General features: G+C 68.2%; 25 protein-coding genes and 2 tRNA genes. 21 read left to right on the forward strand and 6 right to left on the reverse strand.

Annotation, left to right across the window (positions count from 1 at the left end):
- The first annotated feature begins 13 nt into the window (after positions 1 to 13).
- The 7 genes from ASF30_RS07945 to dnaE all read left to right on the forward strand — a co-directional run bounded on the left by ASF30_RS07945 (position 14) and on the right by dnaE (position 7,547).
- Positions 14 to 697, forward strand: a complete 684-nt coding sequence (locus ASF30_RS07945) for a YggS family pyridoxal phosphate-dependent enzyme (RefSeq protein ID WP_055904271.1) — start codon at positions 14 to 16, stop codon at positions 695 to 697.
- A 30-nt stretch (positions 698 to 727) separates the two neighbouring features.
- Entirely contained in the window at positions 728 to 1,204 is a 477-nt protein-coding gene (locus tag ASF30_RS07950) for a cell division protein SepF (RefSeq protein WP_055904276.1), read from the forward strand.
- A gap of 6 nt (positions 1,205 to 1,210) precedes the next feature.
- Entirely contained in the window at positions 1,211 to 1,507 is a 297-nt protein-coding gene (locus ASF30_RS07955; protein WP_055904279.1) for a YggT family protein, read from the forward strand.
- 125 nt (positions 1,508 to 1,632) lie between these two features.
- On the forward strand, positions 1,633 to 2,316 hold the full coding sequence (locus ASF30_RS07960; RefSeq protein WP_055904282.1) for a DivIVA domain-containing protein: 684 nt from the start codon (positions 1,633 to 1,635) through the stop codon (positions 2,314 to 2,316).
- Positions 2,306 to 3,010 carry a signal peptidase II gene (gene lspA, locus ASF30_RS07965; protein ID WP_082467589.1) on the forward strand — a complete coding sequence of 235 codons (705 nt, stop codon included), beginning with the start codon at positions 2,306 to 2,308 and terminating at the stop codon, positions 3,008 to 3,010. The genes ASF30_RS07960 and lspA overlap by 11 nt, the downstream gene beginning before the upstream one ends.
- Before the next feature lie 2 nt (positions 3,011 to 3,012).
- Positions 3,013 to 3,933: an RluA family pseudouridine synthase gene (locus ASF30_RS07970; RefSeq protein ID WP_055904284.1), complete on the forward strand. Its 921-nt coding sequence runs from the start codon at positions 3,013 to 3,015 to the stop codon at positions 3,931 to 3,933.
- A 143-nt stretch (positions 3,934 to 4,076) separates the two neighbouring features.
- A complete protein-coding gene (dnaE, locus tag ASF30_RS07975; RefSeq protein WP_055904844.1) occupies positions 4,077 to 7,547 on the forward strand; it encodes a DNA polymerase III subunit alpha in 3,471 nt (1,156 codons plus the stop codon).
- A gap of 106 nt (positions 7,548 to 7,653) precedes the next feature.
- Here the strand turns inward: dnaE and ASF30_RS07980 are convergent, their stop codons facing one another.
- Both ASF30_RS07980 and ASF30_RS07985 read right to left on the reverse strand, forming a co-directional pair.
- A complete protein-coding gene (locus ASF30_RS07980; protein WP_055904287.1) occupies positions 7,654 to 8,253 on the reverse strand; it encodes a GNAT family N-acetyltransferase in 600 nt (199 codons plus the stop codon).
- Positions 8,254 to 8,355: 102 nt separating this feature from the next.
- The gene (locus ASF30_RS07985) at positions 8,356 to 8,898 is read right to left on the reverse strand and encodes a flavin reductase family protein (RefSeq protein WP_055904289.1); all 543 of its coding nucleotides are present in this window, start codon (positions 8,896 to 8,898) and stop codon (positions 8,356 to 8,358) included.
- Positions 8,899 to 9,015: 117 nt separating this feature from the next.
- Here ASF30_RS07985 and hisD point away from each other — a divergent pair, with 117 nt between their 5' ends.
- The 5 genes from hisD (at position 9,016) to ASF30_RS08010 (ending at position 12,911) form a co-directional block, all read left to right on the forward strand.
- Positions 9,016 to 10,320, forward strand: a complete 1,305-nt coding sequence (gene hisD, locus ASF30_RS07990; RefSeq protein WP_082467591.1) for a histidinol dehydrogenase — start codon at positions 9,016 to 9,018, stop codon at positions 10,318 to 10,320.
- 82 nt (positions 10,321 to 10,402) lie between these two features.
- Positions 10,403 to 10,894 (forward strand): helix-turn-helix transcriptional regulator, encoded by a 492-nt coding sequence (locus ASF30_RS07995; protein ID WP_082467593.1) that lies wholly within the window; start codon positions 10,403 to 10,405, stop codon positions 10,892 to 10,894.
- 10 nt (positions 10,895 to 10,904) lie between these two features.
- Positions 10,905 to 11,315 (forward strand): VOC family protein, encoded by a 411-nt coding sequence (locus ASF30_RS08000; protein ID WP_055904292.1) that lies wholly within the window; start codon positions 10,905 to 10,907, stop codon positions 11,313 to 11,315.
- Positions 11,316 to 11,401: 86 nt separating this feature from the next.
- Positions 11,402 to 11,875 (forward strand): transcriptional regulator NrdR, encoded by a 474-nt coding sequence (gene nrdR / locus ASF30_RS08005; RefSeq protein WP_055904295.1) that lies wholly within the window; start codon positions 11,402 to 11,404, stop codon positions 11,873 to 11,875.
- 7 nt (positions 11,876 to 11,882) lie between these two features.
- On the forward strand, positions 11,883 to 12,911 hold the full coding sequence (locus ASF30_RS08010) for a quinone-dependent dihydroorotate dehydrogenase (protein WP_055904298.1): 1,029 nt from the start codon (positions 11,883 to 11,885) through the stop codon (positions 12,909 to 12,911).
- A gap of 225 nt (positions 12,912 to 13,136) precedes the next feature.
- On the opposite strand, the gene ASF30_RS08015 is transcribed toward ASF30_RS08010, so the two are convergent.
- The 3 genes from ASF30_RS08015 to ASF30_RS08025 all read right to left on the reverse strand — a co-directional run bounded on the left by ASF30_RS08015 (position 13,137) and on the right by ASF30_RS08025 (position 15,456).
- Positions 13,137 to 14,456 (reverse strand): DUF445 domain-containing protein, encoded by a 1,320-nt coding sequence (locus ASF30_RS08015; protein ID WP_082467595.1) that lies wholly within the window; start codon positions 14,454 to 14,456, stop codon positions 13,137 to 13,139.
- A 44-nt stretch (positions 14,457 to 14,500) separates the two neighbouring features.
- Positions 14,501 to 15,184, reverse strand: coding sequence for a hypothetical protein (locus ASF30_RS08020; RefSeq protein ID WP_055904301.1), 684 nt, complete (start codon positions 15,182 to 15,184; stop codon positions 14,501 to 14,503).
- A gap of 198 nt (positions 15,185 to 15,382) precedes the next feature.
- Positions 15,383 to 15,456 (reverse strand) — tRNA-Gly (locus ASF30_RS08025).
- A gap of 225 nt (positions 15,457 to 15,681) precedes the next feature.
- On the opposite strand from ASF30_RS08025, the gene ASF30_RS08030 reads away from it, so the two are divergent.
- The 9 genes from ASF30_RS08030 to ASF30_RS08070 all read left to right on the forward strand — a co-directional run bounded on the left by ASF30_RS08030 (position 15,682) and on the right by ASF30_RS08070 (position 23,483).
- A tRNA-Pro gene (locus ASF30_RS08030) sits at positions 15,682 to 15,758 on the forward strand.
- A 40-nt stretch (positions 15,759 to 15,798) separates the two neighbouring features.
- Entirely contained in the window at positions 15,799 to 17,232 is a 1,434-nt protein-coding gene (gene tig, locus ASF30_RS08035; RefSeq protein WP_055904853.1) for a trigger factor, read from the forward strand.
- A gap of 74 nt (positions 17,233 to 17,306) precedes the next feature.
- Positions 17,307 to 17,807, forward strand: coding sequence for a tetratricopeptide repeat protein (locus tag ASF30_RS08040; RefSeq protein WP_055904306.1), 501 nt, complete (start codon positions 17,307 to 17,309; stop codon positions 17,805 to 17,807).
- Positions 17,808 to 17,895: 88 nt separating this feature from the next.
- Positions 17,896 to 18,483 (forward strand): ATP-dependent Clp protease proteolytic subunit, encoded by a 588-nt coding sequence (locus tag ASF30_RS08045; protein ID WP_055904308.1) that lies wholly within the window; start codon positions 17,896 to 17,898, stop codon positions 18,481 to 18,483.
- Between the two features lie 28 nt (positions 18,484 to 18,511).
- The gene (locus ASF30_RS08050; RefSeq protein ID WP_055904309.1) at positions 18,512 to 19,195 is read left to right on the forward strand and encodes an ATP-dependent Clp protease proteolytic subunit; all 684 of its coding nucleotides are present in this window, start codon (positions 18,512 to 18,514) and stop codon (positions 19,193 to 19,195) included.
- Positions 19,196 to 19,225: 30 nt separating this feature from the next.
- Positions 19,226 to 19,981 carry an AAA family ATPase gene (locus tag ASF30_RS08055; protein WP_055904311.1) on the forward strand — a complete coding sequence of 252 codons (756 nt, stop codon included), beginning with the start codon at positions 19,226 to 19,228 and terminating at the stop codon, positions 19,979 to 19,981.
- Between the two features lie 106 nt (positions 19,982 to 20,087).
- Positions 20,088 to 21,362: an ATP-dependent Clp protease ATP-binding subunit ClpX gene (gene clpX, locus ASF30_RS08060; RefSeq protein ID WP_055904315.1), complete on the forward strand. Its 1,275-nt coding sequence runs from the start codon at positions 20,088 to 20,090 to the stop codon at positions 21,360 to 21,362.
- An 8-nt stretch (positions 21,363 to 21,370) separates the two neighbouring features.
- A complete protein-coding gene (locus ASF30_RS08065; RefSeq protein ID WP_055904318.1) occupies positions 21,371 to 22,651 on the forward strand; it encodes a benzoate/H(+) symporter BenE family transporter in 1,281 nt (426 codons plus the stop codon).
- On the forward strand, positions 22,632 to 23,483 hold the full coding sequence (locus ASF30_RS08070) for a hypothetical protein (RefSeq protein ID WP_055904321.1): 852 nt from the start codon (positions 22,632 to 22,634) through the stop codon (positions 23,481 to 23,483). Before ASF30_RS08065 ends, ASF30_RS08070 begins: the two co-directional genes overlap by 20 nt.
- On the opposite strand, the gene ASF30_RS08075 is transcribed toward ASF30_RS08070, so the two are convergent.
- Positions 23,480 to 23,767 carry a hypothetical protein gene (locus ASF30_RS08075; RefSeq protein ID WP_055904856.1) on the reverse strand — a complete coding sequence of 96 codons (288 nt, stop codon included), beginning with the start codon at positions 23,765 to 23,767 and terminating at the stop codon, positions 23,480 to 23,482. The two genes, ASF30_RS08070 and ASF30_RS08075, sit on opposite strands and share 4 nt — an antisense overlap.
- Positions 23,768 to 23,826 lie beyond the last annotated feature (59 nt).

A 23,826-nucleotide genomic window follows, 5' to 3' on the forward strand; every position in this document is an offset into this window, starting at 1 on the left:
GGAGCGATACACGATGACGGATGCCACGCTCGCCGAACGCCTCGACTCCCTGCGGATCGCCGTCTCAGACGCCGCAGCGGAGGCGGGGCGATCCGTCGACGACATCACCACCATCGCCGTCACCAAGTTCCACCCGCCAGCCCTCATCCGCGAGCTCGTGGAGCTGGGCGTGCGCGACATCGGCGAGAACCGTCATCAGGAGGCCCGTGACAAGGCCGCCGAGCTCTCGGACCTGCCCATCACCTGGCACTTCGTGGGGCAGGTGCAGGGCAAGAAGGCCAGGCAGGTGCGCGCCTACGCCGACGTGATCCACTCCGTCGACAGGTCGTCGCTGGTCGATGCGCTCGCGTCGGAGGAATCCACCATCGACTGCTTCGTGCAGGTCAATCTCACCGCTGACGAATCCCGCGGCGGGGCGACGCCGGCCCGGCTGCCCGGGCTCGTCGACGAGGTGCTCGCGGCTCCGGGCCTGCGTCTGCTCGGCCTCATGGCCGTGGCACCGCTCGACGAGGATCCCCGGCGGGCGTTCGCCCATGTGCGGGCGCTGTCCGAACGCATCCAGCGCCAGGCGCCCGAGGCGGATGCGCTGTCGATGGGCATGTCGCAGGATTTCCGCGCCGCCATCCTCGAAGGGGCGACACACCTTCGAATCGGCACCATCATTACCGGGAATCGTCCTGACCCCCGGTTAATCTGAATCTGTAGTGATCACGCAACGGAGGTAGCGATGTCCAACCCGCTCAAGAAGACCATGGTCTATCTGGGTCTGGCCGACGAGGAGCTCGAATACGAGACTCCCGCGGCGGCTCCTGTCGCGCCCGTCGCGGCGGCCGCAGCGCCCGCTCCCCGCGGTGGAGCACCGGTGACCCCGTTGCGCAAGTCCTCGACCCCGAAGGTGGTAGCACCCGTGGCATCCGAGATGAACGAGATCCTGACCGTGCACCCGCGCCAGTACCGCGACGCCCAGGTCATCGCCGAGAGCTTCCGCGAGGGCATCCCCGTGATCATCAACCTCTCGCAGATGTCCGATGGTGACGCGCGTCGCCTCATCGACTTCGCCAGCGGCCTGTCGCAGGGCCTGTACGGCAAGATCGAGCGCGTGACCAACAAGGTCTTCCTGCTGTCGCCTCAGCACGTCATGATCTCCGGGGAGAACGGCGCTGCGGAGTCCGACGTCGAAGCGTCGTTCTTCGCGCAGCCGTAAGCGTACGTGTCGATCGTCTCGCTCCTTGCGAGCATCCTCTACTACCTGCTGCTGATCTACTTCTTCATCATGTGGGCACGGTTCGTGCTCGACCTGGTGCGCACCTTCAACAGATCGTGGCGGCCTCACGGCTTCGGCCTCGTGCTCGTCGAGGGCGTCTACACAGTCACCGATCCGCCGATCCGCTTCTTCCGACGCCTGCTTCCTCCGCTGCGGGTCGGTGGCGTGGCGTTCGACTTCGGCTGGAGCCTGACGATGCTGATCGTCATCGTCCTGATGTGGGTCGTGCCGTTGTTCGCCTGAGCTCGGCCCTGTGATCTGATACGTCGTTCCACGTCGGCGCGCCGTGCGAATCCCCAGCGGACTTTGCTAGCGTTAGTCGAACGTTTCCAAGACCAGTTCGATTCAAGTTCAAAGGGTGGCAGGCCATGGCGCTTACTCCGGAAGATGTTGTCAACAAGCGGTTCCAGCCGACGAAGTTCCGTGAGGGATACGACCAGGACGAGGTCGATGACTTCCTGGACGAGGTCGTCGTCGAGCTGCGCCGCCTGAACGGCGAGAACGAGGAACTGCGTCAGCGCCTCGCCTCCGCCGACTCGCGTGGCGGAGAGGCTCCGGCCGCCGTCGCTCCGGTCCCCAGCTTCGCCGAGCCCGTCGCCGCCGTTCCCGCTCCCGTCGCCGCGGCCCCCGTGGCCGCCGCACCGGTCGAGGACGAGCAGACCAGCACCACGAACCTCCTCCAGCTCGCTCGCCGTCTGCACGAGGAGCACGTGCGTGAGGGCATCGAGAAGCGCGACGCACTCATCGCCGAGGGCCACGCCACCGCCGCTCGCGTCGTCGCCGAGGCCGAGGCCAAGCAGCGCGCCCAGATCGGAGCGCTCGACGCCGAGCGCCAGAGCCTGGAGACCCGCATCGATGAGCTGCGCAACTTCGAGCGCGACTACCGTTCGAAGCTCAAGGGCTACATCGAGGGTCAGCTGCGCGATCTCGACGCCTCGGCCGCCTCGGCCGCCCCTGCCGCTGCTCCGGCTCCCGTCGGCCAGACCTTCGGTTCGCCGGTGAGCGCCTCGGGCGACCAGCAGGCTCCGAGCTTCCAGGGCTTTGGCGGATAACGCCGGCACGAAGAAGAGGGTCAGCTCCACCACACTCGCGCTTCTGGCCGGGGTCGCGCTCTGCGCATACGGCCTCGACCAGTTGAGCAAGTACCTCGTCGTCAGCAACCTGACGGAGGGGGAGACGGTACCGGTACTCGGTCCCGTGCTGCAGCTCCTGTTCGTGCGTAACTCCGGCGCAGCGTTCTCCCTCGCGAGCGGCATGACGTGGATCTTCACGATCATCGCCTCGCTCGTGATCGTGTTCATCATCTGGTTCGCCTCCCGCATCCGTTCCAAGGCGTGGGCCGTCGTCTTCGGCCTGCTCCTGGGCGGTGTGCTCGGCAACCTGACCGATCGGTTCCTGCGCGAGCCCAGCTTCGGCATGGGCCACGTGATCGACTTCATCTCGACGCCCTGGATCGTTCCGGCGATCTACAACGTGGCCGACATGGCCATCGTGTCGAGCATGGTGTTGTTCCTCATCCTGAGCCTGCGCGGCATCGGCCTCGACGGGTCTCGTGCCGGCAAGGCGAATGCCGACCCCGCAGAACCCGACCCCATGGCGACGGATGCTGCAGAGACCGCGACTCCCGCCGCCGCTGCGTCGGGCGAGGTCGCTGCTGTGGCCGAGACGCCGGCAGCCGACGCCCCGGCCGCTCCGTCCGCTCCGTCCGCTCCGGTGACGCCGACGGCGCCCGAGAGTCGCGACTGATCATGGAGACGCGCTCCCTTCCCGTGCCCGACGGGCTGGACGGCACCAGGGTCGACGCCGCGATCGCCAAGCTCCTCGGCTTCTCCCGCACCTTCGCGGCCGAGGTCGCCGAGGCCGGTGGCGTGAGCGTCGACGGCCGGACCGTCGACAAGTCCGATCGACTCCGGGGCGGCTCCTGGCTCGAGGTGAGCTGGGCGCCCAAGCAGGCGCTCCAGATCGTGCCCATCCCCGTTCCCGACCTCGGCATCGTCTACGACGACGACGACATCGTCGTCGTGGACAAGCCGGCCGGAGTCGCCGCCCATCCGTCGGTCGGATGGGAGGGGCCGACGGTCGTCGGTGCTCTGGCCGCGGCCGGCTTCCGCATCTCCACGTCCGGCGCTCCCGAGCGGGCAGGCGTCGTGCACCGCCTCGACGCCGGCACCAGCGGCCTCATGGTCGTCGCCAAGAGTGAGAAGGCCTACACCGCGCTCAAGCGCGCGTTCCACGACCGCGAGGTCGAGAAGATCTACCACGCCGTCGTGCAGGGGCACCCCGATCCGCTGCTCGGCACGATCGACGCGCCCATCGGGCGGCATCCGCGCTCCGACTGGAAGTTCGCGGTGATCGCAGACGGCAAGCACTCGGTGACCCACTACGAGACCATCGAGGCGTTCCCGTACGCCTCGCTGCTCGAGATCCACCTCGAGACAGGGCGCACCCACCAGATCCGCGTGCACATGGCCGCCCAGCGGCATCCGTGCGTGGGAGACGCGATGTACGGGGCCGACCCGAACCTCTCGTCCAAGCTCGGCCTCACCCGGCAGTGGCTGCATGCCAGACAGCTCAGCTTCGACCACCCGTCGAGCGGAGAATGGATCACGTTCCAGTCGGCGTACGCCCCCGAACTGCAGCACGCGCTCGACGTCCTGCGCGGGGACTGACGACACGCTGGCGACGCGCCGATGCGCGGCCGTACAGGTCTTAAGCTGGACACTCACCACCCGCTCGTCCCCTCTCGTCAGGAGTGAATCTGCCCTCCAACGGTGACTCCTTCGTCCACCTGCACGTGCACAGCGAGTACTCGATGCTCGACGGCGCCGCACGCGTCAAACCGCTCATCGAAGCCGCCGTGGAGCAGGGGATGCCCGCCGTCGCGGTGACAGACCACGGCAACGTCTTCGGTGCCTTCGACTTCTGGCGCACGGCCACCGAGGCCGGCATCAAGCCGATCATCGGCACCGAGGCCTACGTGACGCCGGGCACGCACCGCGGCGATCGCACCCGCGTGCGCTGGGGCAACGGCGGCGAGGACGACGTCTCCGGCGCCGGCGCCTACACCCACATGACGCTGCTGTCGGCGACCACCGAGGGCATGCACAACCTGTTCCGGCTCTCGAGCAGGGCCTCCATGGAGGGCTACTACTTCAAGCCGCGCATGGACCGAGAGATCCTGTCCGAGTACAGCACGGGGCTCATCGCCACGACGGGCTGCGTGAGCGGTGAGGTGCAGACACGCCTGCGCCTCGGCCAGTACGACGAGGCGCTCAAGGCCGCAGCCGACTTCCAGGACATGTTCGGCAAGGAGAACTACTACGCCGAGATCATGGATCACGGCCTCCCCATCGAACGCCGCACCATGAACGACCTGCTGAAGCTCGCCAAGCAGCTCGACATGCCCCTCGTCGCCACGAACGACCTGCACTACACGCACGCCCACGACGCCACCAGCCACGCTGCACTGCTCTGCGTGCAGTCCGGCTCGACGCTCGACGATCCGAACCGCTTCAAGTTCGACGCCGACGAGTTCTACCTGAAGAGCGCAGACCAGATGCGATCGCTGTTCCGCGACTACCCGGAGGCCTGCGACAACACCCTGCTCATCGCCGAGCGCTGCAATGTCGAGTTCGACACCAACGCGAACTACATGCCCCGCTTCCCGGTGCCGGAGGGCGAGACCGAGGACACCTGGTTCACCAAGGAGGTCGACGCCGGCCTGGCCGAGCGCTACCCCAACGGCATTCCCGACGAGGTGCGCAAGCAGGCCGACTACGAGGTCGGCGTCATCCTGCAGATGGGCTTCCCCGGCTACTTCCTCGTCGTCGCCGACTTCATCAACTGGTCCAAGCGGAACGGCATCCGCGTCGGCCCCGGCCGTGGATCGGGCGCCGGCTCGATGGCGGCCTACGCCATGAAGATCACCGACCTCGACCCGCTGCGACACGGCCTGATCTTCGAGCGCTTCCTGAACCCCGACCGCGTCTCCATGCCCGACTTCGACGTCGACTTCGACGACCGTCGCCGCGGCGAGGTCATCAAGTACGTCACCGAGAAGTACGGCTCGGAGCGGGTCGCCCAGATCGTCACCTACGGCACCATCAAGGCCAAGCAGGCGCTGAAGGACTCCTCCCGGGTGCTCGGCTTCCCCTTCGGCATGGGCGACAAGCTCACCAAGGCGATGCCGCCGCCCGTCATGGGCAAGGACATCCCTCTCACGGGCATCTTCGACAAGGCGCATCCGCGATTCAAGGAGGCGTCGGACATCCGTGCCGTCGTCGAGACGGATCCGGATGCGCGGACCGTCTTCGACACCGCCCTCGGCATCGAGAACCTCAAGCGCCAGTGGGGTGTGCACGCGGCCGGTGTGATCATGTCGAGCGACCCGCTCATCGACATCATCCCGATCATGAAGCGCGAGCAGGACGGCCAGATCGTCACGCAGTTCGACTACCCGGCTGCGGAGTCGCTCGGACTGATCAAGATGGACTTCCTCGGGCTGCGCAACCTCACGATCATCTCCGACGCGCTCGACAACATCGAGGCGAACCGCGGTCACAGGCTCGACCTGGAGTCGCTCGAGCTCGACGACCAGCCCTCGTACGACCTGCTCGCCCGTGGCGACACCCTCGGTGTGTTCCAGCTCGACGGCGGGCCCATGCGCGGCCTGCTGCGCCTGATGAAGCCCGACAACTTCGAGGACATCTCGGCCGTGCTGGCGCTCTACCGGCCCGGTCCGATGGGGGCCGACTCGCACACCAACTACGCCCTCCGCAAGAACGGCCTGCAGCCGATCACGCCGATCCATCCCGAGCTGGCCGAGGCCCTCGAAGACGTACTCGGCGGCACCTACGGCCTCATCATCTATCAAGAGCAGGTGATGTCGATCGCCCAGAAGGTGGCCGGCTTCTCCCTCGGCCAGGCCGACATCCTGCGCCGCGCGATGGGCAAGAAGAAGAAGAGCGAGCTCGACAAGCAGTTCGAGGGCTTCTCCGGCGGCATGACGGCGAACGGCTACTCGGCTGCGGCGATCAAGACGCTGTGGGACATCCTGCTGCCGTTCTCCGACTACGCCTTCAACAAGGCTCACTCCGCGGCCTATGGCGTGGTGTCGTACTGGACCGCCTATCTCAAGGCGCACTATCCGGCCGAGTACATGGCCGCGCTGCTCACCAGCGTCGGTGACTCCAAGGACAAGATGGCCATCTACCTGAACGAGTGCCGGCGCATGGGCATCAGGGTGCTCCCGCCCGACGTGAACGAGTCGATCGGCTTCTTCGCCGCTGCCGGCGAGGACATCCGCTTCGGCCTGGGGGCCGTGCGCAACGTGGGCATGAACGTCGTGGACGGCATCCGCGCCGCCCGCGAGGAGAAGGGTCGCTTCGAGTCGTTCCACGACTACCTGCGCAAGGTGCCGATCCACGCCACGAACAAGCGCACCATCGAGTCGCTCATCAAGGCCGGTGCGTTCGACTCGCTCGGCAACACCCGCCGCTCGCTGGTGGAGATCCACGAGCAGGCCGTCGAGTCCGCCGTCAAGATCAAGCGCGACGAGGACAACGGCAACGTCGGCTTCGACTTCGACAGCCTGTTCGAGGATGCCGGTGCCGCTCCGGTCTCGCACGTGCCCGATCGCCCCGAGTGGTCCAAGCGCGACAAGCTGGCCTTCGAACGCGAGATGCTCGGCCTCTACGTGTCGGACCACCCGCTCGCCGGTCTCGAGGTCCCGCTGGCGAAGCACGCCGACGTGGCCATCGCCGACCTCATGGCGAACGAGAACACGCAGGACGGCGAGACCGTCACCATCGCCGGACTCGTCACCAGCGTTCAGCACCGCACGGCCAAGAACTCCGGCAACCAGTACGGCATGATCCAGGTCGAGGACTTCGGCGGTGAGATCACCGTGATGTTCATGGGCAAGGCCTACCAGGAGTTCGCCCCGGCACTCGTCGGCGACTCCATCGTGGTCGTGCGCGGACGCGTGAGCCTGCGCGACGACGGCATGAACCTGCACGCCTACAGCATCTTCAGCCCCGACCTCGGTCAGGGCGACATGGATGGGGCACCCGTCGTCATCTCGGTGCCCGAGTCACGGGCGACGACCGACGTCATGCAGTCCCTCGGCGACGTGCTGATCAGGCACTCGGGTGAGACCGAGGTGAGGCTGAAGCTCGTCAAGGGCTCGACCGCTCGCGTGTTCGAGGTGCCGTACCCGGTGCGGGTGACGGCCGATCTCTACGGCGAGCTCAAGAGCCTGCTCGGGCCGAACTGCCTGGTCTGAGCCGCTCGCTTCCCGTCGAAATGCCCATTTCCGCTGGTCGGACGCGCCGTCCACCAGCGGAAGTGGGCAACTGGCCGGGGCTGTGTGCTGCTGCGGCAGCGTACCGTCAGCCGAACTCGATCGTGAAGACGATCGGCCCGTCGTCGACGCGCTCCTGGCCGGTGAAGCCCACCCGCGGGTAGAACGCCTGCCCACCGCTGTTCCGAGGATCGACGGCGAGGTGCAGCCCCGTCACGCCGGCCCCGCGCAGCGCCTCGAGCGCCTTCCCGATGAGGACGCGACCGAGGCCCCGGCCCTGCAGGCGCGGATGCAGGTCGATGTGCAGGTGCGCCGGGTACCGCACCAGTACCTCGTCCGCTATGCGCTCGGGCTCGTGGATCAGCGCGACGAGGGCGTTGTCGGCGTCGGTCGCGGCACTGCCCACCGGATACTGCGCGCGCAGGGCGGGCCACCACTCGCTCTCCTCCCACGCCTCGAACGCTCGGGTGTCGGGAACGGCGAGCACGTACCCGCCGATGCCGTGCTCGTCCGCGACGACGAAGGCGAACTCCGGATGCCGCACCGCATACGGCCCGGCGTAGATGTGCCCGATCAGGTCGGGATTCGCGTACAGGCCGGTGCCGTCGGAGCCTGCATCGCCCGTCACCAGGCAGATGTCGTAGATGCCGGGAAGGTCGTGGGGGAGCGGATGGCGGATCTCGGTCACACGCCAACGTTAGCGGCGCATCGGCGGATGCTCGGGCAATCGCGAGCTCGAAGCTCGCGCACCGAGAGGCCGCGGTCAGTGTTCCCCTCCAGCGAGCAGCGCTCAGTCCGTGAGCACGTCTCCCGGAGCGTGATAGAACCGCTCGTGATAGAGCAGCGGAGCGTCGATGGGACCGAGGGCGCCGGTCTCGATCTGCACGATGACGACGGCGCTGTTGTGCACCTGCACGCGCTCGACGATGCGGCCCTGCATCCACGCCGTCACGTCGGTGAGCACGGGAAGGTCATGCGGGCCCGCGGTCCAGTGGTCGCCGGAGAACCTCTCGGCGGCGGGTCCGGCCATGATCTGCGCGAGACCCCGGTTGCGGCGGCCGAGCATGTGGATGACGAGTCGGTCGGTCTCGGCGATGGCGGGCCAGGAGCTCGCCGAGCGCGCCATGTTGAACGTCGCGAGCGGTGGGACTGCCGCGAGTGACGCCAGCGAGGTGGCGGTGAAGCCGACCGGCGCGCCCTGCGTATCGCGGGCCGTGATCACGGCGACGCCGGCGGCATGACGACGGAAGGCCTGCTTGAACGAGAGCAGGTCCTCCGGCGTCGCGGCGTCGGAGAACGTGATGGAGCTGGAGGCGGGGGCTGACTCATTCATACGAATGCTTCAATCATCGTCCTGTCCGGGCTATTCCTGAAACGCACGCCGTCACGGGACTACGCACTGGTCCACGAGCACCCACAGGCCGCGATCCGGCCCATAAACTCGTGGGTGATGATGCACACGATCGATCTCCGAGGCCGAAGCCACACGGCGGCCGAACTGCTCGCCCTCGTTCCGCGGGCGGCCGTCGACGTCGCCGTGGCCAGTGAAGCGGCGTCCACGCTCATCGAGGAGGTGCGCGCCGGAGGATCGGAAGCGCTGCTCGCGCAGGCAGACCGCTTCGACGGCGGTCGACCGCCCAGCCTCCGGGTTCCGGCAGCCGAGATCGCCGACGCCGTCGCCACGCTCGACCCCGCCGTGCGTCGGGCCCTCGAGGAGACGATCCGCCGGGTGCGCCTGGCGAGCACGGCCCAGGTGCCGCCGAACACGGTCACCGAGATCGGGCCCGGTGCCCGCATCCGTCAGCGCTGGCAGCCCATCGCCCGTGTGGGTCTCTATGTTCCCGGGGGCAAGGCCGTCTACCCGTCGAGCGTCGTCATGAACGTGGTGCCGGCCCAGGTCGCCGGCGTCAGCTCGATCGCCCTGGTGTCGCCGCCGCAGCGCGATCATGGCTCGCACGTGCACCCCGTCGTGCTGGCAGCGGCCGGGCTGCTCGGCATCGACGAGGTCTACGCCATGGGCGGGGCCGGTGCCATCGGCGCCCTCGCATACGGAGTCGCAGACCTCGGCCTCGAGCCCGTGCAGCTCGTCACGGGCCCCGGCAACGTCTATGTCGCAGCGGCCAAGCGCCGCATCCGCGGTCAGGCCGGAATCGACGCCGAGGCCGGCCCCACCGACATCCTGGTGATCGCGGATGCCGCCGCCGACGCCCGGCTCGTGGCTGCCGACCTCATCAGCCAGGCCGAGCACGACGAACTCGCCGCCGCGGTGCTCGTGACGGATTCGGCCGGCCTGGCCGAGGCCGTCGGAGTCGAGGTCGAGCGCCAGGTGGCTGCGACCAGGCACCGCGAGAGGGTCACAGCGGCGCTGACCGGTGAGCAGTCGGCCGTCGTGCTCGTCGACGACCTCGACGCCGCCGCCGACTTCAGCAACGCCTTCGGACCGGAGCACCTCGAGATCCAGACGACGGATGCCGAGGCCGTGCTCGCCCGTATCCAGAACGCCGGCGCCATCTTCCTCGGCCCGCACTCGCCCGTGAGCCTCGGCGACTACGCCGCGGGCTCCAACCACGTGCTGCCGACGGGCGGCCAGGCGCGCTTCACCGCCGGGCTGAACGCTGCGACCTTCCTGCGGTCGCAGCAGGTCGTCGAGTACACGAAGGACGGCCTGGCCGACGTCGCCGAGTCGATCGCCGCCCTGTCGGCGACCGAGGCGTTGCCGGCCCACGGCGACGCTGTCGTGGCCCGCTTCAGCTGAGGATTCCGAGGCGCCGAGGCACAGCGGCGTCGCGCTGCGGCATCCATCGTCGGCAGAAAATGCTCGGTGCTACCGTGGATTCATGACCCCGCAGGAGCTGGAGAATCTCGCTCACCTGCGCCGCGCCCGCGACCTCATCGACCGCGACTACGCCAAGCCGCTCGATGTCCCGACGATGGCGGCCAAGGCCCTGATGTCGCCGGCCCACTTCTCCCGCCAGTTCCGCGCCGCCTACGGCGAGACTCCGTACAGCCACCTGATGACCCGTCGGATCGAGCGGGCCATGGCGCTGCTCCGAGCTGGATCCACGGTGACGGATGCCTGCATGGCCGTGGGCTGTACCTCGCTCGGCTCGTTCAGCTCACGGTTCCTCGAGATCGTCGGCGAGACGCCGTCGGCCTACCGCAGCCGCGGCCACGATGCCGTGGAGGCCATGCCGGCGTGCATCGCGAAGGTCTACACGCGCCCGATGCGGGCGGCGTCGAGCGCACCAGCGAGCGCACCGGCGAGCGCCGACGCGACGGATCCGGCATCGAGCAGGATCGGAGAAGTGAGCGTCACGACAGCGGCGTAATCTCGCCTTCATGACCATCGCACTCCAGTTCACCAACATCACAGTCAACGACGTCGACGAGTCGTTGCCGTTCTACCGCGACGCCCTCGGCCTCGACGTGCAGAACGACGTGGCCTCGGGCGACTTCCGCTGGGTCACGCTCGGCAGCGACGCCCAGCCCGGCCTCGGCATCGTGCTCTCGGTGCCGCACGCCGGTCGCTCCCAGGCCGACGGCGACGCCATGCAGGAACTCCTCACCAAGGGCGTGCTGCCGCTGCTCGTGTTCAGCTCCGACGACGTCGACGCCACCTTCGAGACCCTGCGCGCCTCGGGCGCCGAGGTGCTCCAGGAGCCGATCGACCAGGGCTGGGGCCCGCGCGACTGCGCCTTCCGCGACCCGTCGGGCAACACCGTGCGCATCGCGCAGGCGCCGAGGGACTGACTGACCGGAGGCGTCGTCCGGGTGGCCGCAGCGCCTGCCGGGCGGCATCCGGAACCGTGTCCGCCGTTCGCTAGGCTGGGGGCACGATGTTCTGCCCTTTCTGCCGTCACCCCGACTCCCGCGTCATCGACTCCCGTACCAGCGACGACGGCCTCAGCATCCGCCGCCGCCGTCAGTGCCCCGAGTGCGGCCGGCGCTTCTCCACCACCGAGACGGCGAGCCTCTCGGTGATCAAGCGCAGCGGCGTCGTCGAGCCGTTCAGCCGCGAGAAGGTCGTCAGCGGCGTGCGCAAGGCCTGCCAGGGGCGTCCGGTGACGGATTCCGATCTCGCCGTGCTCGCGCAGAAGGTCGAGGAGACCATCCGTTCGACGGGGGCATCGCAGCTCGACGCGAACGACATCGGCCTCGCCATCCTCCCGCCGCTGCGCGAACTCGATGAGGTCGCGTACCTGCGCTTCGCGAGCGTGTACCAGGCCTTCGAGTCGCTCGACGACTTCGAGTCGGCCATCGAACAGCTCCGCGACGAGCACGGTCGGCTGCCGGCCCGTCCGCAGGAGTAGCCCGCCGATGTACGACTTCATCTTCCGCACCTTCTTCGCGCGCATGGATCCCGAGCGCGCCCACCACATCGGCTTCGTGGTCATCAGGATGCTGGGCTGGCCGGTCATCGGACTCCTCGTCGCCCGCTTCACCCGGTCACCCCGCCCGCAGCCCGTTCGCGCGCTCGGACTGACGTTTCCCACGCCGTTCGGCGTCGCGGCAGGCTTCGACAAGAACGCCCACGCCGTGATCGGCCTCGGCCGGCTCGGCTTCGGCCACATCGAGGTCGGCACCATCACCGCTCACGCGCAGCCGGGCAACGAGACCCCGCGCCTGTTCAGGCTCATCCCCGATCGCGCCGTGATCAACCGCATGGGCTTCAACAATGCCGGGGCGGATGTCGCCCGTACGCGTCTCGTCGCCCTGCGCCGCAAGCGCAACCGCCCGGTCATCGGCGTGAACATCGGCAAGAGCCGCATCACCCCGGTCGAGGAGGCCACTGAGGACTACCTCGCCTCCACCCGCCTGCTCGCGCCCCTGGCCGACTACCTCGTCGTCAACGTGTCGTCGCCGAACACGCCGGGCCTGCGCGGCCTGCAGGAGCTCGAGCTGCTGACACCCCTTCTCACAGCGGTGAAGGCCGCGGCAGGCACGACCCCGCTGCTCGTCAAGATCGCCCCCGACCTCGAGGACGACGCGATCGACCGCATCGCCGGTCTCGTCGTCGAGCTCGGACTCGACGGCATCATCGCCACGAACACCACGATCTCCCGCGACGGACTCGTCACGGCGCCGTCCGTCGTCGAGGCAGCGGGCGCCGGCGGACTCTCGGGAGCGCCGCTCGCAGCTCGGTCGCTGGCCGTGCTCCGCCGCATCCGTGCCGTCGTGCCCGAGTCCCTCTGCGTCATCTCGGTCGGCGGTGTCGACACGGCGGCGGATGTCGCCGAGCGCCTTGCTGCCGGCGCCACGCTCGTGCAGGGCTACACGGCCTTCCTCTATCGCGGTCCGCTCTGGGCCCGCCAGATCAACCGTGGGCTGGCGGCGGCGCGCCGCTAGTGGCGCGCAGGTCGAGGGCGCCGCGCCGCGGGTGCCGCACGACCCGCCTCCAGCATCCGTACCGGTCAGCGGAGTTCACCGCCAGAACGGGCTGATCGTGCTCGATTGCGCCCGCTTCCGGCGATGAACTCCGCTGACTCGCACGTAGATCGGCGGTGCGACGGATGCCGCGACGCACGGGCACGTCAGAACGGCAGCGCCAGGACGTCGGCTCAGAGCTGCAGCTCAGAACAACGCGTGCACGCCGGTGGCCACCGTGTAGATCGCGACGCCGGCCAGCGCGCCCACCACGGTGCCGTTGATGCGGATGAACTGCAGGTCCTTCCCCACCTGCAGCTCGATCTTCTCGGTCGTCTCGCCGGCGTCCCAGCGCTCGACGGTCTCGGTGATCACGGCAGCGAGGTCGTGCCGGTAGTTGAGCACGACGTAGGTGGCCGCATCGGCGATCCAGGCGTCGACCTTGCCCGATAGCACGGCATCCCGCGAGAGGCGCGTGCCCACCTCGACCAGAGCCGACTCGGCTCCGCGCCGCAGCTCGCTGTCGGCATCCGCGAGGGAATCGGCCAGGCTCACCTTGACCGAGCTCCACAGCTCGTCGGCGAATTCGCGCAGCCTGGGGGACTCGAGGAACTCGGCCTTGATCGACTCGACGCGCTGGATCATCTCGGGGTCGTGCTGCAGCCGCTCGGTCAGCTCGGTGAGGTAGGTGTCGATGGAGAGGCGCAACGGATGCTGCGGATCCTCTCGCACAGCGTTCAACAGCTTGAGCACCTCGCGGTGCGCGCGGTCGTCGACGATGCCGCCGACGAAGCCGGGAACCCAACGGGGGAGCCGCTCCGAGACCACGTCGCCGAACGCGTCCGGATGCGTCACCAGCCACGCCTCGGTGGCGTCGAGAACAGCGTCCAGCACCGCACGCTGCTGGTCGGCCGCCACGAGCTGCGATCCGATCCGCCCCACCGACGGCGCCCAGGCCGGCCGGAACAGGTGCCGTCGCGCCAGCCTCTCGATGACATCCTTCACGTCGTCGTCGCTCAGCAGCTTGAGCAGGCCCTGCGCCGCGACGGCGGCCTCGGCGCTCACCCTGGCGGCATTGTGCGGATCGGCGAGCCAGGTGCCCACCCTGTCGGCGACGCTGAAGGTCGCGAGCTTTCCGCGCACGACCTCCTCCGACAGGAAGTTCTCCTCGACGAACTCGCCGAGGCTCGCCCCGATCTCGTCCTTCCGCGTGGGGATGATCGCCGTGTGCGGGATCCGCAGGCCGAACGGATGCCGGAACAGCGCCGTCACCGCGAACCAGTCGGCGATGGCACCCACCATCGCCCCCTCGGCGGCGGCACGCACGTAGCCGAGCCAGGCGTACGTGTCCTGCAGCGCGAACGACACCGAGAACACGACGGCGGCGAGAGCGAGGAGCCCGCCGGCGATGCGCTTCATGCGGCGCAGCGCCACGAGCCGCGCGGCGTCGGCGGCACTCAGGATCCCGCGCCCTCCAGCACCCGCCGGCACCGGCGGGCGTTCGAGTACCTGATCGACGTGCGACATCAACGGCTCCTCACGGTCATCCAGCTACAGACAACCGTATGCCGTCAGGTGGTCGACACTGAGGGGTTGACGGGCCGATAGGAGGCGAGGGATCGGCGGTAGCCGCGGTATCCCGTGAGCATCGAGGCCACGATTGAGACCACCGCGAGCAGAGAGCCCACGATGATCGCGAGCGTGGGAGCGTCGGTCAGCGTCGCCAGCAGGCCGCCGACGAAGAGTCCGAGCACGACCGAGTTGATCACGACGATGAAGACCATCGAACTCCCGGCGACCTGACTGCCGCCCCGGGGTCGGAGGAAGGAGTAGGTCTGCTGCATCCCGCGTTCGTCATCGTGCGCCGAGGCGAAGAAGTACCTCTCGACGCCGGGGTCGATCTCGACGTAGGCGGCGCGCAACCGGTTCATCGCGAGGACGAACATCAGGTCCTCGTCGGCGACATTGAAGACACGCAGCTGGGTGAGGATGCCGATGACGTACAGCAGGCCCAGGATGCCGATCGCCGAGGGAGCGAACGGCCCGCTGTACGCCGTCGCCTGGCCCAGCAGGCTCACGCTCACCAACGCGGCCGAGACCAGCGTGAGGAAGATCGCTATCCGCGTGAGCACCTCGGCCTGCGACGTGCTGCGCGAGGCCAGGAGGCCCCAGTGCTCGGTGGCGAGGATCTGCGCGCGGACGGCGGGCGGAACCGGCGGCGGCTCCGCGGAGGCAGGCGATGCCGCATCCGTCATGGCAGACATTGTGCTCCGGACGGCGCGCGGCCGCTACAGGTCCGCGCATTCGGCGGGGTCCGGGTGGTCCGGCGGGGTGTCCTGCACCCGCCAGAGCATCGAAGCCCCGCCAGGTCGGTCGAGGGTCGACGGAAGCGCGGCGATGAACGCCGGGAACCACGAAGGCCCGGCCACTCGATGAGTGTCCGGGCCTCGTACTGGAGGGGATGACGGGAATCGAACCCGCGTGATCAGTTTGGAAGACTGAGGCTCTACCATTGAGCTACATCCCCGTGGCCTCGCGAAAAGGCAACTCCACCATCGTAATACAGACTCGGGGGTGCTCCGTCCACGTCGGAGGTCGGGTCCGGATGCCGGGCCGCGTGTCGTGCGAGCCGTGCTCCCATCCTCGGACGGAACGCACGGATGCCGTGCAGTAGACTTTCCGAGGTTCCCCGCTATTCGCGTGCCCTGGTGCGCGCCTCGCGTTGAATCGAATACGAGTTGAGCGGATGACTCGGGGCGTAGCTCAGCTTGGTAGAGCGCCCGGTTTGGGACCGGGAGGTCGCAGGTTCGAATCCTGTCGCCCCGACCACCGCATCGACAAACCCCTCATCTACAGGAGATCTTCCCCCATGCCGAACACCTCGGTTGAGAAGCTCAGCCCGACTCGCGCGAAGCTCACCATCTCGGTGACGCCCGAGGAGCTGAAGCCCAGCATCACCCACGCGTACAGCCACATCGCCGAGGAGATCAACATCCCCGGCTTCCGCAAGGGCAAGGTTCCGCCGCCCATCATCGACCAGCGCGTGGGCAAGCTCGCCGTTCTCGAGCACGCCGTCAACGAGGGCCTCGACGGCTTCTTCCGCGCCGCCGTCGCCGAGCACGATCTCCGCACCCTCGGTCGTCCGTCGGCCGACATCGTCGAGTGGCCCAGCGACAAGGACTTCTCGGGCGACCTGCTCGTGCACATCGAGGTCGATGTGCGTCCCGAGATCGACCTTCCCGACTACAACGGCATCGCCCTCACCGTCGACGCCGTCGAGGTCGGCGACGACGAGGTCCAGAAGGAGCTCGACACCCTCCGCAGCCGTTTCGGCACGCTGAGCACCGTCGACCGTCCCGCCAAGAGCGGCGACTTCGTCACCATCGACCTCATCGCGACCATCGACGGCGCCGAGGTCGACACAGCCAGCGGCATCTCCTACGAGCTCGGTTCGGGTGACCTCATCGAGGGCATCGACGAGGCGCTCGAGTCCCTCACCGCCGGCGAGGCGACGACCTTCGAGTCCAAGCTGCTCGGTGGCGACCACGAGGGCGAGACCGCCGAGATCGCCGTCACTGTCACCGCCGTCAAGGAGCGCGAGCTTCCCGAGGCCGACGACGACTTCGCGCAGATCGCCAGCGAGTTCGACACTCTGGACGAGCTCAAGGCGAGCCTCGCCGAGCAGGCCGGCCGTTCCAAGAACTTCGAGCAGGGCGGTCAGGCCCGCGACCTCCTCATCGAGAAGCTCACCGAGCTCGTCGAGGTTCCGGTTCCCGCCGGCCTCATCGAGGACGAGGTGCACCGTCACCTCGAGAACGAGAACCGCCTCGAGGACGACGAGCACCGTGCAGAGGTCGCCATCTCMAGCGAGAAGACCTTCCGCACGCAGATCCTGCTCGACGCGATCGCCGAGGCCGAAGAGGTCAAGGTCAGCCAGGACGAGCTCTCGCAGTACCTCATCCAGGGTGCCGCGCAGTACGGCATGGACCCGAACGAGTTCGTGCAGGCCCTGAGCAGCAACGGCCAGATCCCCGCCATGGTGGGAGAGGTCGCGCGCAACAAGGCCCTGGCCCTCGTGCTCGGCAAGGCCGTCGTCACCGACACCAATGGTGCCGTGGTCGACCTGTCCGACTTCGTCGTGACCGAGGAGGACGAGGACGAGGCCGAGGCCGAGGTCGTCGCCGAGGCTGAAGAGCTCGTCGAGGAGGCAGAGGCCGCCGACGCCATCATCGAGGCCGAGGAGAAGCCGAAGAAGAAGGCTCCCGCCAAGAAGAAGGCTGCTGCCAAGGCCGACGCCGAGTAGTCAGCACCAGCACCATCCGAGAGGGTCGATCGCGTTCGCGCGGTCGACCCTCTCGTGCATCCGAAGGAGAACCGATGCCGTCAGCCACCCACCCCGACGACTGGAGCGCCCGCATCGACGCCGTCTGGGCCGCCGCCGACGACCTCGGTGACGACGCCGTCATCGCCAGCATCGACGCCATCGCCGCCGAACGAGGCGATGGCGATGCGCGCGCCCTGTTCGAGATGGCCGGTGCGCGCGATTCCGCCGGGCTCGAGGCCGATGCGGCACCGCTCTACCGCCGCGCGCTCGAGCTCGGCCTCGATGACATGCACCGTCCGCAGGCCGTCATCCAGCTCGCGAGCACCCTCCGCAACCTGGGCGAGGTGGGGGAGAGCATCCGGATGCTGGAGACCGAGCGTGCCGAACACCCCGACTCGCCGCTGGACGACGCTGCCGCCGCATTCCTGGCGCTGGCGCTGGTGAGCGAGGGGAGCGCCGAGCGGGCGGCATCCGTGGCTCTCAGCGCACTCGCACCTCACCTCCAGCTCTACACCCGCTCGGTGCGCGCCTACGCGGAGGAGTTGGCACTCTGACGCCGACTCTGCTCACGGCGAACATGGCCGGGTTCAGGGGATGTGCTCGGTTAGATTCGTCTTACGCGATAACTGAAGGAGCGACACAATGGCCGAACCGACACTGGGACCCAGTGTTTTTGACCGCCTGCTGAAGGACCGCATCATCTGGCTCGGTTCCGAGGTGCGCGACGAGAACGCCAACGAGATCGCGGCGAAGCTTCTGCTCCTCGCCGCTGAGGACTCGAAGCGGGACATCTACCTCTACATCAACTCTCCCGGCGGCTCGATCACGGCCGGCATGGCGATCTACGACACCATGCAGTTCGTTCCCAACGACATCGTGACCGTCGGCATCGGCATGGCGGCCTCCATGGGCCAGCTCCTCCTCACCGCCGGAACGAAGGGCAAGCGCTACATCACCCCGAACGCCCGAGTGCTGCTGCACCAGCCGCACGGTGGCTTCGGCGGAACGTCGAGCGACATCCAGACCCAGGCCCAGCTCATCCTCGACATGAAGCGCCGTCTCGCCGAGATCACCGCCGCTCAGACCGGCAAGACCGTCGAGCAGGTCAACGAGGACGGCGACCGCGACCGTTGGTTCAACGCCCAGCAGGCACTCGAGTACGGCTTCGTGGACCACATCCGCGAGTCGGCGCTCGACGTGTTCGGCGGCGGCGGCACCGACGCCAAGTAGAGCACCGAACAGAGACAAGGACTTAGACATGACCATCCCCAGCTTCGGTGGCTCCGCAACCAGCTCCATGGGGGGCAGCGCGCTTCACCAGCCGTCCTCCCGCTACATCCTGCCCAGCTTCGAGGAGCGCACGGCCTACGGCTACAAGCGTCAGGACCCCTACGCCAAGCTGTTCGAGGACCGCGTGATCTTCCTCGGCGTGCAGGTCGACGACGCGTCGGCCGACGACATCATGGCGCAGCTGCTCGTGCTCGAGAGCATGGACCCCGACCGCGACATCATGATGTACATCAACTCGCCCGGTGGCTCCTTCACGGCCATGACGGCGATCTACGACACCATGCAGTACATCCGTCCGCAGATCCAGACCGTCGTCCTCGGCCAGGCCGCCTCGGCTGCCGCGGTGCTCGCGGCAGCAGGCACGCCCGGCAAGCGACTCGCCCTCCCGAACGCCCGCATCCTCATCCACCAGCCCGCCGTTGGCCAGGCCGGACAGGGACAGGCGTCCGACATCGAGATCCAGGCGCAGGAGATCCTCCGCATGCGCGTCTGGCTCGAGGAGACGCTGGCGAAGCACTCCAACCGGACCGTCGAGCAGGTCAACAAGGACATCGACCGCGACAAGATCCTCTCGGCAGCCGACTCCCTGGAGTACGGCCTGATCGACCAGGTGCTGAGCTCCCGCAAGGGTCTCGCGGCGATCGCCAAGTAGGCGAGCAGACCGCACAGGAACAGCTCCACCGTGAACGCGGCGGACGACTGGCTGAACGACAGCCGGCCCGTCCGTCGCGTTTCCGTTTCTCCGGATGCCGCCATCCCGCGGGACTCGTGGCCGGCATCCATCCCTGCCGTCGGCCAGTTCCTCCGAGAGGGCGGCCGCGAGTTCGCGCCGGGACTCACGCTCCTCGTCGGCGAGAACGGCAGTGGCAAGTCGACGCTCCTGGAGGGCATCGCGATGGCCAACGGGCTGCCGCCGGAGGGTGGGAGCAATCAGGGCAGCCACTCCACCCGTCCGAGCGAGTCACCGCTGGCGGACTGGCTGCGCATCGAGCGCAGCCCGGGAGCGCCGCGTTGGGGGTTCTTCCTGCGCGCGGAAACCATGCACGGCTACTACAGCTACCTCGAGGCGCTCCCGAACAGCCCCGACCGCGACCTGCACGAACTCAGCCACGGCGAGTCCTTCAATCGCATCCTCGATGACAAGCTCAATCACCCGCACTTCGTGGCGGGCCTGGTCTGTCTCGACGAGCCCGAGGCGGCGCTGTCGTTCGGGTCGAGCCTGCGCTGGATCGCCGGGATGTCCGAGGCGCTGAAGCGCGGCACCCAGATCATCTGCGCCACGCACTCGCCGATCCTGGCGTCGTTCCCCGGGGCGTCGATCCTCGAGCTGGGGGAGTGGGGCATCCGGGAGTCGAGCTGGGAGGATCTCGAGCTCGTCGACCACTGGCGCAGCTATCTCGACGATCCGCGTCGCTACCTGCGACACCTGATCGACTGATTCGCGCAGGGCGAACGACGCGCAGGCCGCGCAAAGGCGGCATGCTTCCCGCAATTGTCCGTGCCACAGGTTAGGCTCGGTTCAGGTTGCACAGAAGGGGGCACTGATGGCTCGCATAGGCGAAAGCGCCGACCTGCTCAAGTGTTCTTTCTGCGGGAAGAGCCAGAAGCAGGTGCAGCAACTCATCGCGGGTCCGGGTGTCTACATCTGCGACGAGTGCGTCGAGCTCTGCAACGAGATCATCGAGGAGCGACTGGCCGAGGCCGGCGAAGAGGTCTCCGACGAGTTCGACCTGCCGAAGCCCCGCGAGATCTTCTCGTTCCTCGAGGAATACGTCATCGGCCAGGAGGCCGCCAAGCGCGCCCTCGCCGTCGCCGTGTACAACCACTACAAGCGTGTCCGCGCCCGCACCACCATCGGCCCGGCCGACGCCATCGACGACATCGAGATCGCGAAGTCGAACATCCTGCTGATAGGTCCGACCGGATGCGGCAAGACCTACCTCGCGCAGACCCTCGCGAAGCGCCTCAACGTGCCCTTCGCCGTGGCGGATGCGACAGCTCTCACCGAAGCCGGCTACGTCGGCGAAGACGTCGAGAACATCCTCCTCAAGCTCATCCAGGCGGCCGACTACGACGTCAAGCGCGCCGAGACCGGCATCATCTACATCGACGAGGTCGACAAGATCGCCCGCAAGGCCGAGAACCCGTCGATCACGCGCGACGTCTCGGGTGAGGGCGTGCAGCAGGCGCTGCTCAAGATCCTCGAGGGCACTGTCGCATCGGTTCCGCCGCAGGGCGGCCGCAAGCATCCGCACCAGGAGTTCATCCAGATCGACACGACGAACGTGCTGTTCATCGTGGCCGGCGCCTTCGCCGGGCTCGAGGAGATCATCTCCTCGCGAGCCGGCAAGAAGGGCATCGGCTTCGGCGCCCCCCTGCACATCAAGGGTAACGAGCAGAACCTGTTCAGCGAGGTCCTCCCCGAGGACCTGCACAAGTTCGGTCTCATCCCCGAGTTCATCGGCCGACTCCCCGTCGTCACCACCGTCACGCCGCTCGACCAGGCCGCTCTCATGCAGATCCTCACCGAGCCGCGCAACGCCCTCGTCAAGCAGTACCAGCGCATGTTCGAGATCGACGGCGTCGAGCTCGAGTTCGAGACCGATGCCCTCGAGGCGATCGCCGACCTGGCGGTGCTCCGCCAGACCGGTGCCCGCGGTCTCCGCGCCATCATGGAGGAGGTGCTCGGGCCGATCATGTTCGAGGTCCCCTCGAGCGAAGACGTGGCCGGGGTCGTCGTGACCCGGGCCTCGGTGCTCGAGAACGCCGCTCCCACGATCGTGCCGATCAAGGCCCGCCGCGAAGAGAAGTCGGCCTGACCGCCACTGTGACGACGGAACGCCCGGGGGCAGGGCTGTTCCACACTGTCCTCGCCGGCGTTATCGCCGCCATCACGGGCTTCGCCAGCTCCTTCGCCCTCGTCATCGCGGGGCTCGGTGCTGTCGGGGCGACGGATGCGCAGGCATCGTCGGGTCTCTTCGCCCTCTGCCTGGCCACAGGCATCGCCTGCATCGTGCTGCCGCTCCTCATGCGCATCCCGATCTCGTTCGCCTGGTCGACGCCCGGGGCCGCGCTCCTCATCGCCGCCGGTGCCGTCACTGGGGAGTTCGCCGCCGCCGTCGGCGCGTTCCTCGTCTGCGGAGTGCTCATCGTCCTGTCCGGCCTGTGGCCGGCCCTCGGCCGCGCCATCACGAGCATCCCCAAGCCCATCGCCAGTGCGATGCTCGCCGGCATCCTGTTCCCCATCTGCATCGCACCGGTCACGGCAGCGGTCACCGAGCCGGCCATCGCCATCCCCATGGTGCTGGTCTGGCTTCTGCTGGCCAGGCTCGCGCCTCGCTGGGCCGTGCCGGCGGCCATGCTCGTCGCCGTGATCGGCATCGGCGTCGCAGCAGGCCCAGACGTCTTCGCCAGCGCGTCGGCCGCACCGCACCTCGAGTTCGTCCTGCCGACCTTCGACCCGCTGGTGATCGTGAGTCTCGGCCTGCCGCTGTTCATCGTCACGATGGCGGGGCAGAACGTCCCGGGGTTCGCCGTCATGTCGACCTTCGGCTATTCCCCGCCGCCGCGTCCGGTCCTGGTGAGCAGCGGTCTCGGCACCATCGGCGCCGCGCTGTTCGGCGGCCACGCCATCAACCTCGCGGCGATCACTGCGGCGCTGATGGCATCGCCGGAGTCGCATCCCGACCGTTCGAAGCGCTGGATCGCCACCTTCACCTCGGGCATCGTGTACCTCGTGCTCGGCCTGTGCGCCGGGCTCGCGACGGCCGTGGTGGCAGCTGCGCCACCGATCATCATCACGGCCGTGGCCGGCCTCGCGCTCCTCGGCGCCTTCGTCACGGCCATCGGCGGCGCGCTCGAAGCACCTCAGCATCGCATCAGCGGCGTCGCGACCTTCCTCGTCACGGCATCCGGCATCTCGATCATCGGTATCGGTTCCGCATTCTGGGGCCTCATCGTCGGCGGGGTCCTGATGGCCTGGCTGTCACCGTGGAAGCGGGTCAGCCCGGATACGGCCCGGGGAACGCGCCCAGCAGACTCAGAAGCCGGCGTGCCGGCGCAGGCACGCCTCGACGAGGAGAGAGACGATGAGCCAGACCGCACCTGAGCCGTCCCCCGGCGACACCGCTTCACCATCGGCGCCCGCCGTCCGCTCGGAACCCGACGGTACCGCATCCGGCTCGGCCACCGTCAGCCGGTGGCGACGGATCGCCGTGATCGCCATCGTGGTGTCATTCTCGATCACAGCGCTCGTCGGAATCCTCTCCCTCCTCGTCGGGAGCCTCGGCGATGTGCAATGGCGCATCCTCAGCACGACGTCGCTCGTCGGCACCTTCAGCGTGCTCGCACTCTGCCACCTGGCCGTCGTCGCCGGCGCATACCGCTGGATTGCGGCCGCGGGCCTCCTGGTGAGCGCCCTCGCACTGCTGATCGGCCTCGGAATGATCTGGGCTCCCGACGACTGGGGGTTCCGCTCGACCCTCGGCTGGCAGAGCTTCGGCATCACGGCGATCCTGGCCGTGAGCGCCGCTCACGCCAACCTGCTCCTCATCCTGGGCCGACGTCGACGCGCTGTGGTGCGCATCGGCCTCTGGGTGACCATCGGCCTCATCGCCCTCCTCGCGACGCTGCTCGTGCTGGAGATCGCCACCGAGTGGGGCATCAGCAGCGACGGCTTCACGCGTCTGATCGGCACCGTCGCCATCCTCGACGTGCTCGGCACCGTCGTCGTTCCCGTTCTCGCGATCTTCCTCCGCGACGATCCAGCGTCGGTCGGGACTCCGGATGCCTCCGGTACGAGCGGGAGCGCCGCCGTCCCGGTATCGCCGGTGACGGCCGAGCGCCTCGATGCCCTGCGCGCGGGTCGTGGAATCAGCCGCGAACGCCTGATCGAGGAGCTCGTGGCAGCGGCGGACGGGGCACGCCGCAGCATCGGCTAGTCGAAGACCCGCACCAGGTTCCACCTGTCGCGGCCGTCGTGCTCGACGTCGAACACGTGGGTTTCGCCGTCGTCGGCGCTCGCCTGGAACCGCCAGCCCGAGATCTGCAGGGGAACCCGACCGTAGCCGAGCTCGTGGTGGGCGAGGGGCTGCCACCAGTCGCACGGACCGACCAGCACGGTCGGGACGTCGTTCACCCGGAATCGACGCGACCGCCAGACCATGCGCTGCGGTTCGCCGCTCTCGGCCGTCCACACGGCAACGGCCTCGTCGATCTGCGTCATGCTGCCTCCACCGAACATTCGAAGATGTGTTCGACTATAGCAGCGGGACACGACATCGG

Origin of the sequence: Leifsonia sp. Leaf264, assembly GCF_001422325.1 — a bacterium.
GTDB lineage: Bacteria > Actinomycetota > Actinomycetes > Actinomycetales > Microbacteriaceae > Orlajensenia.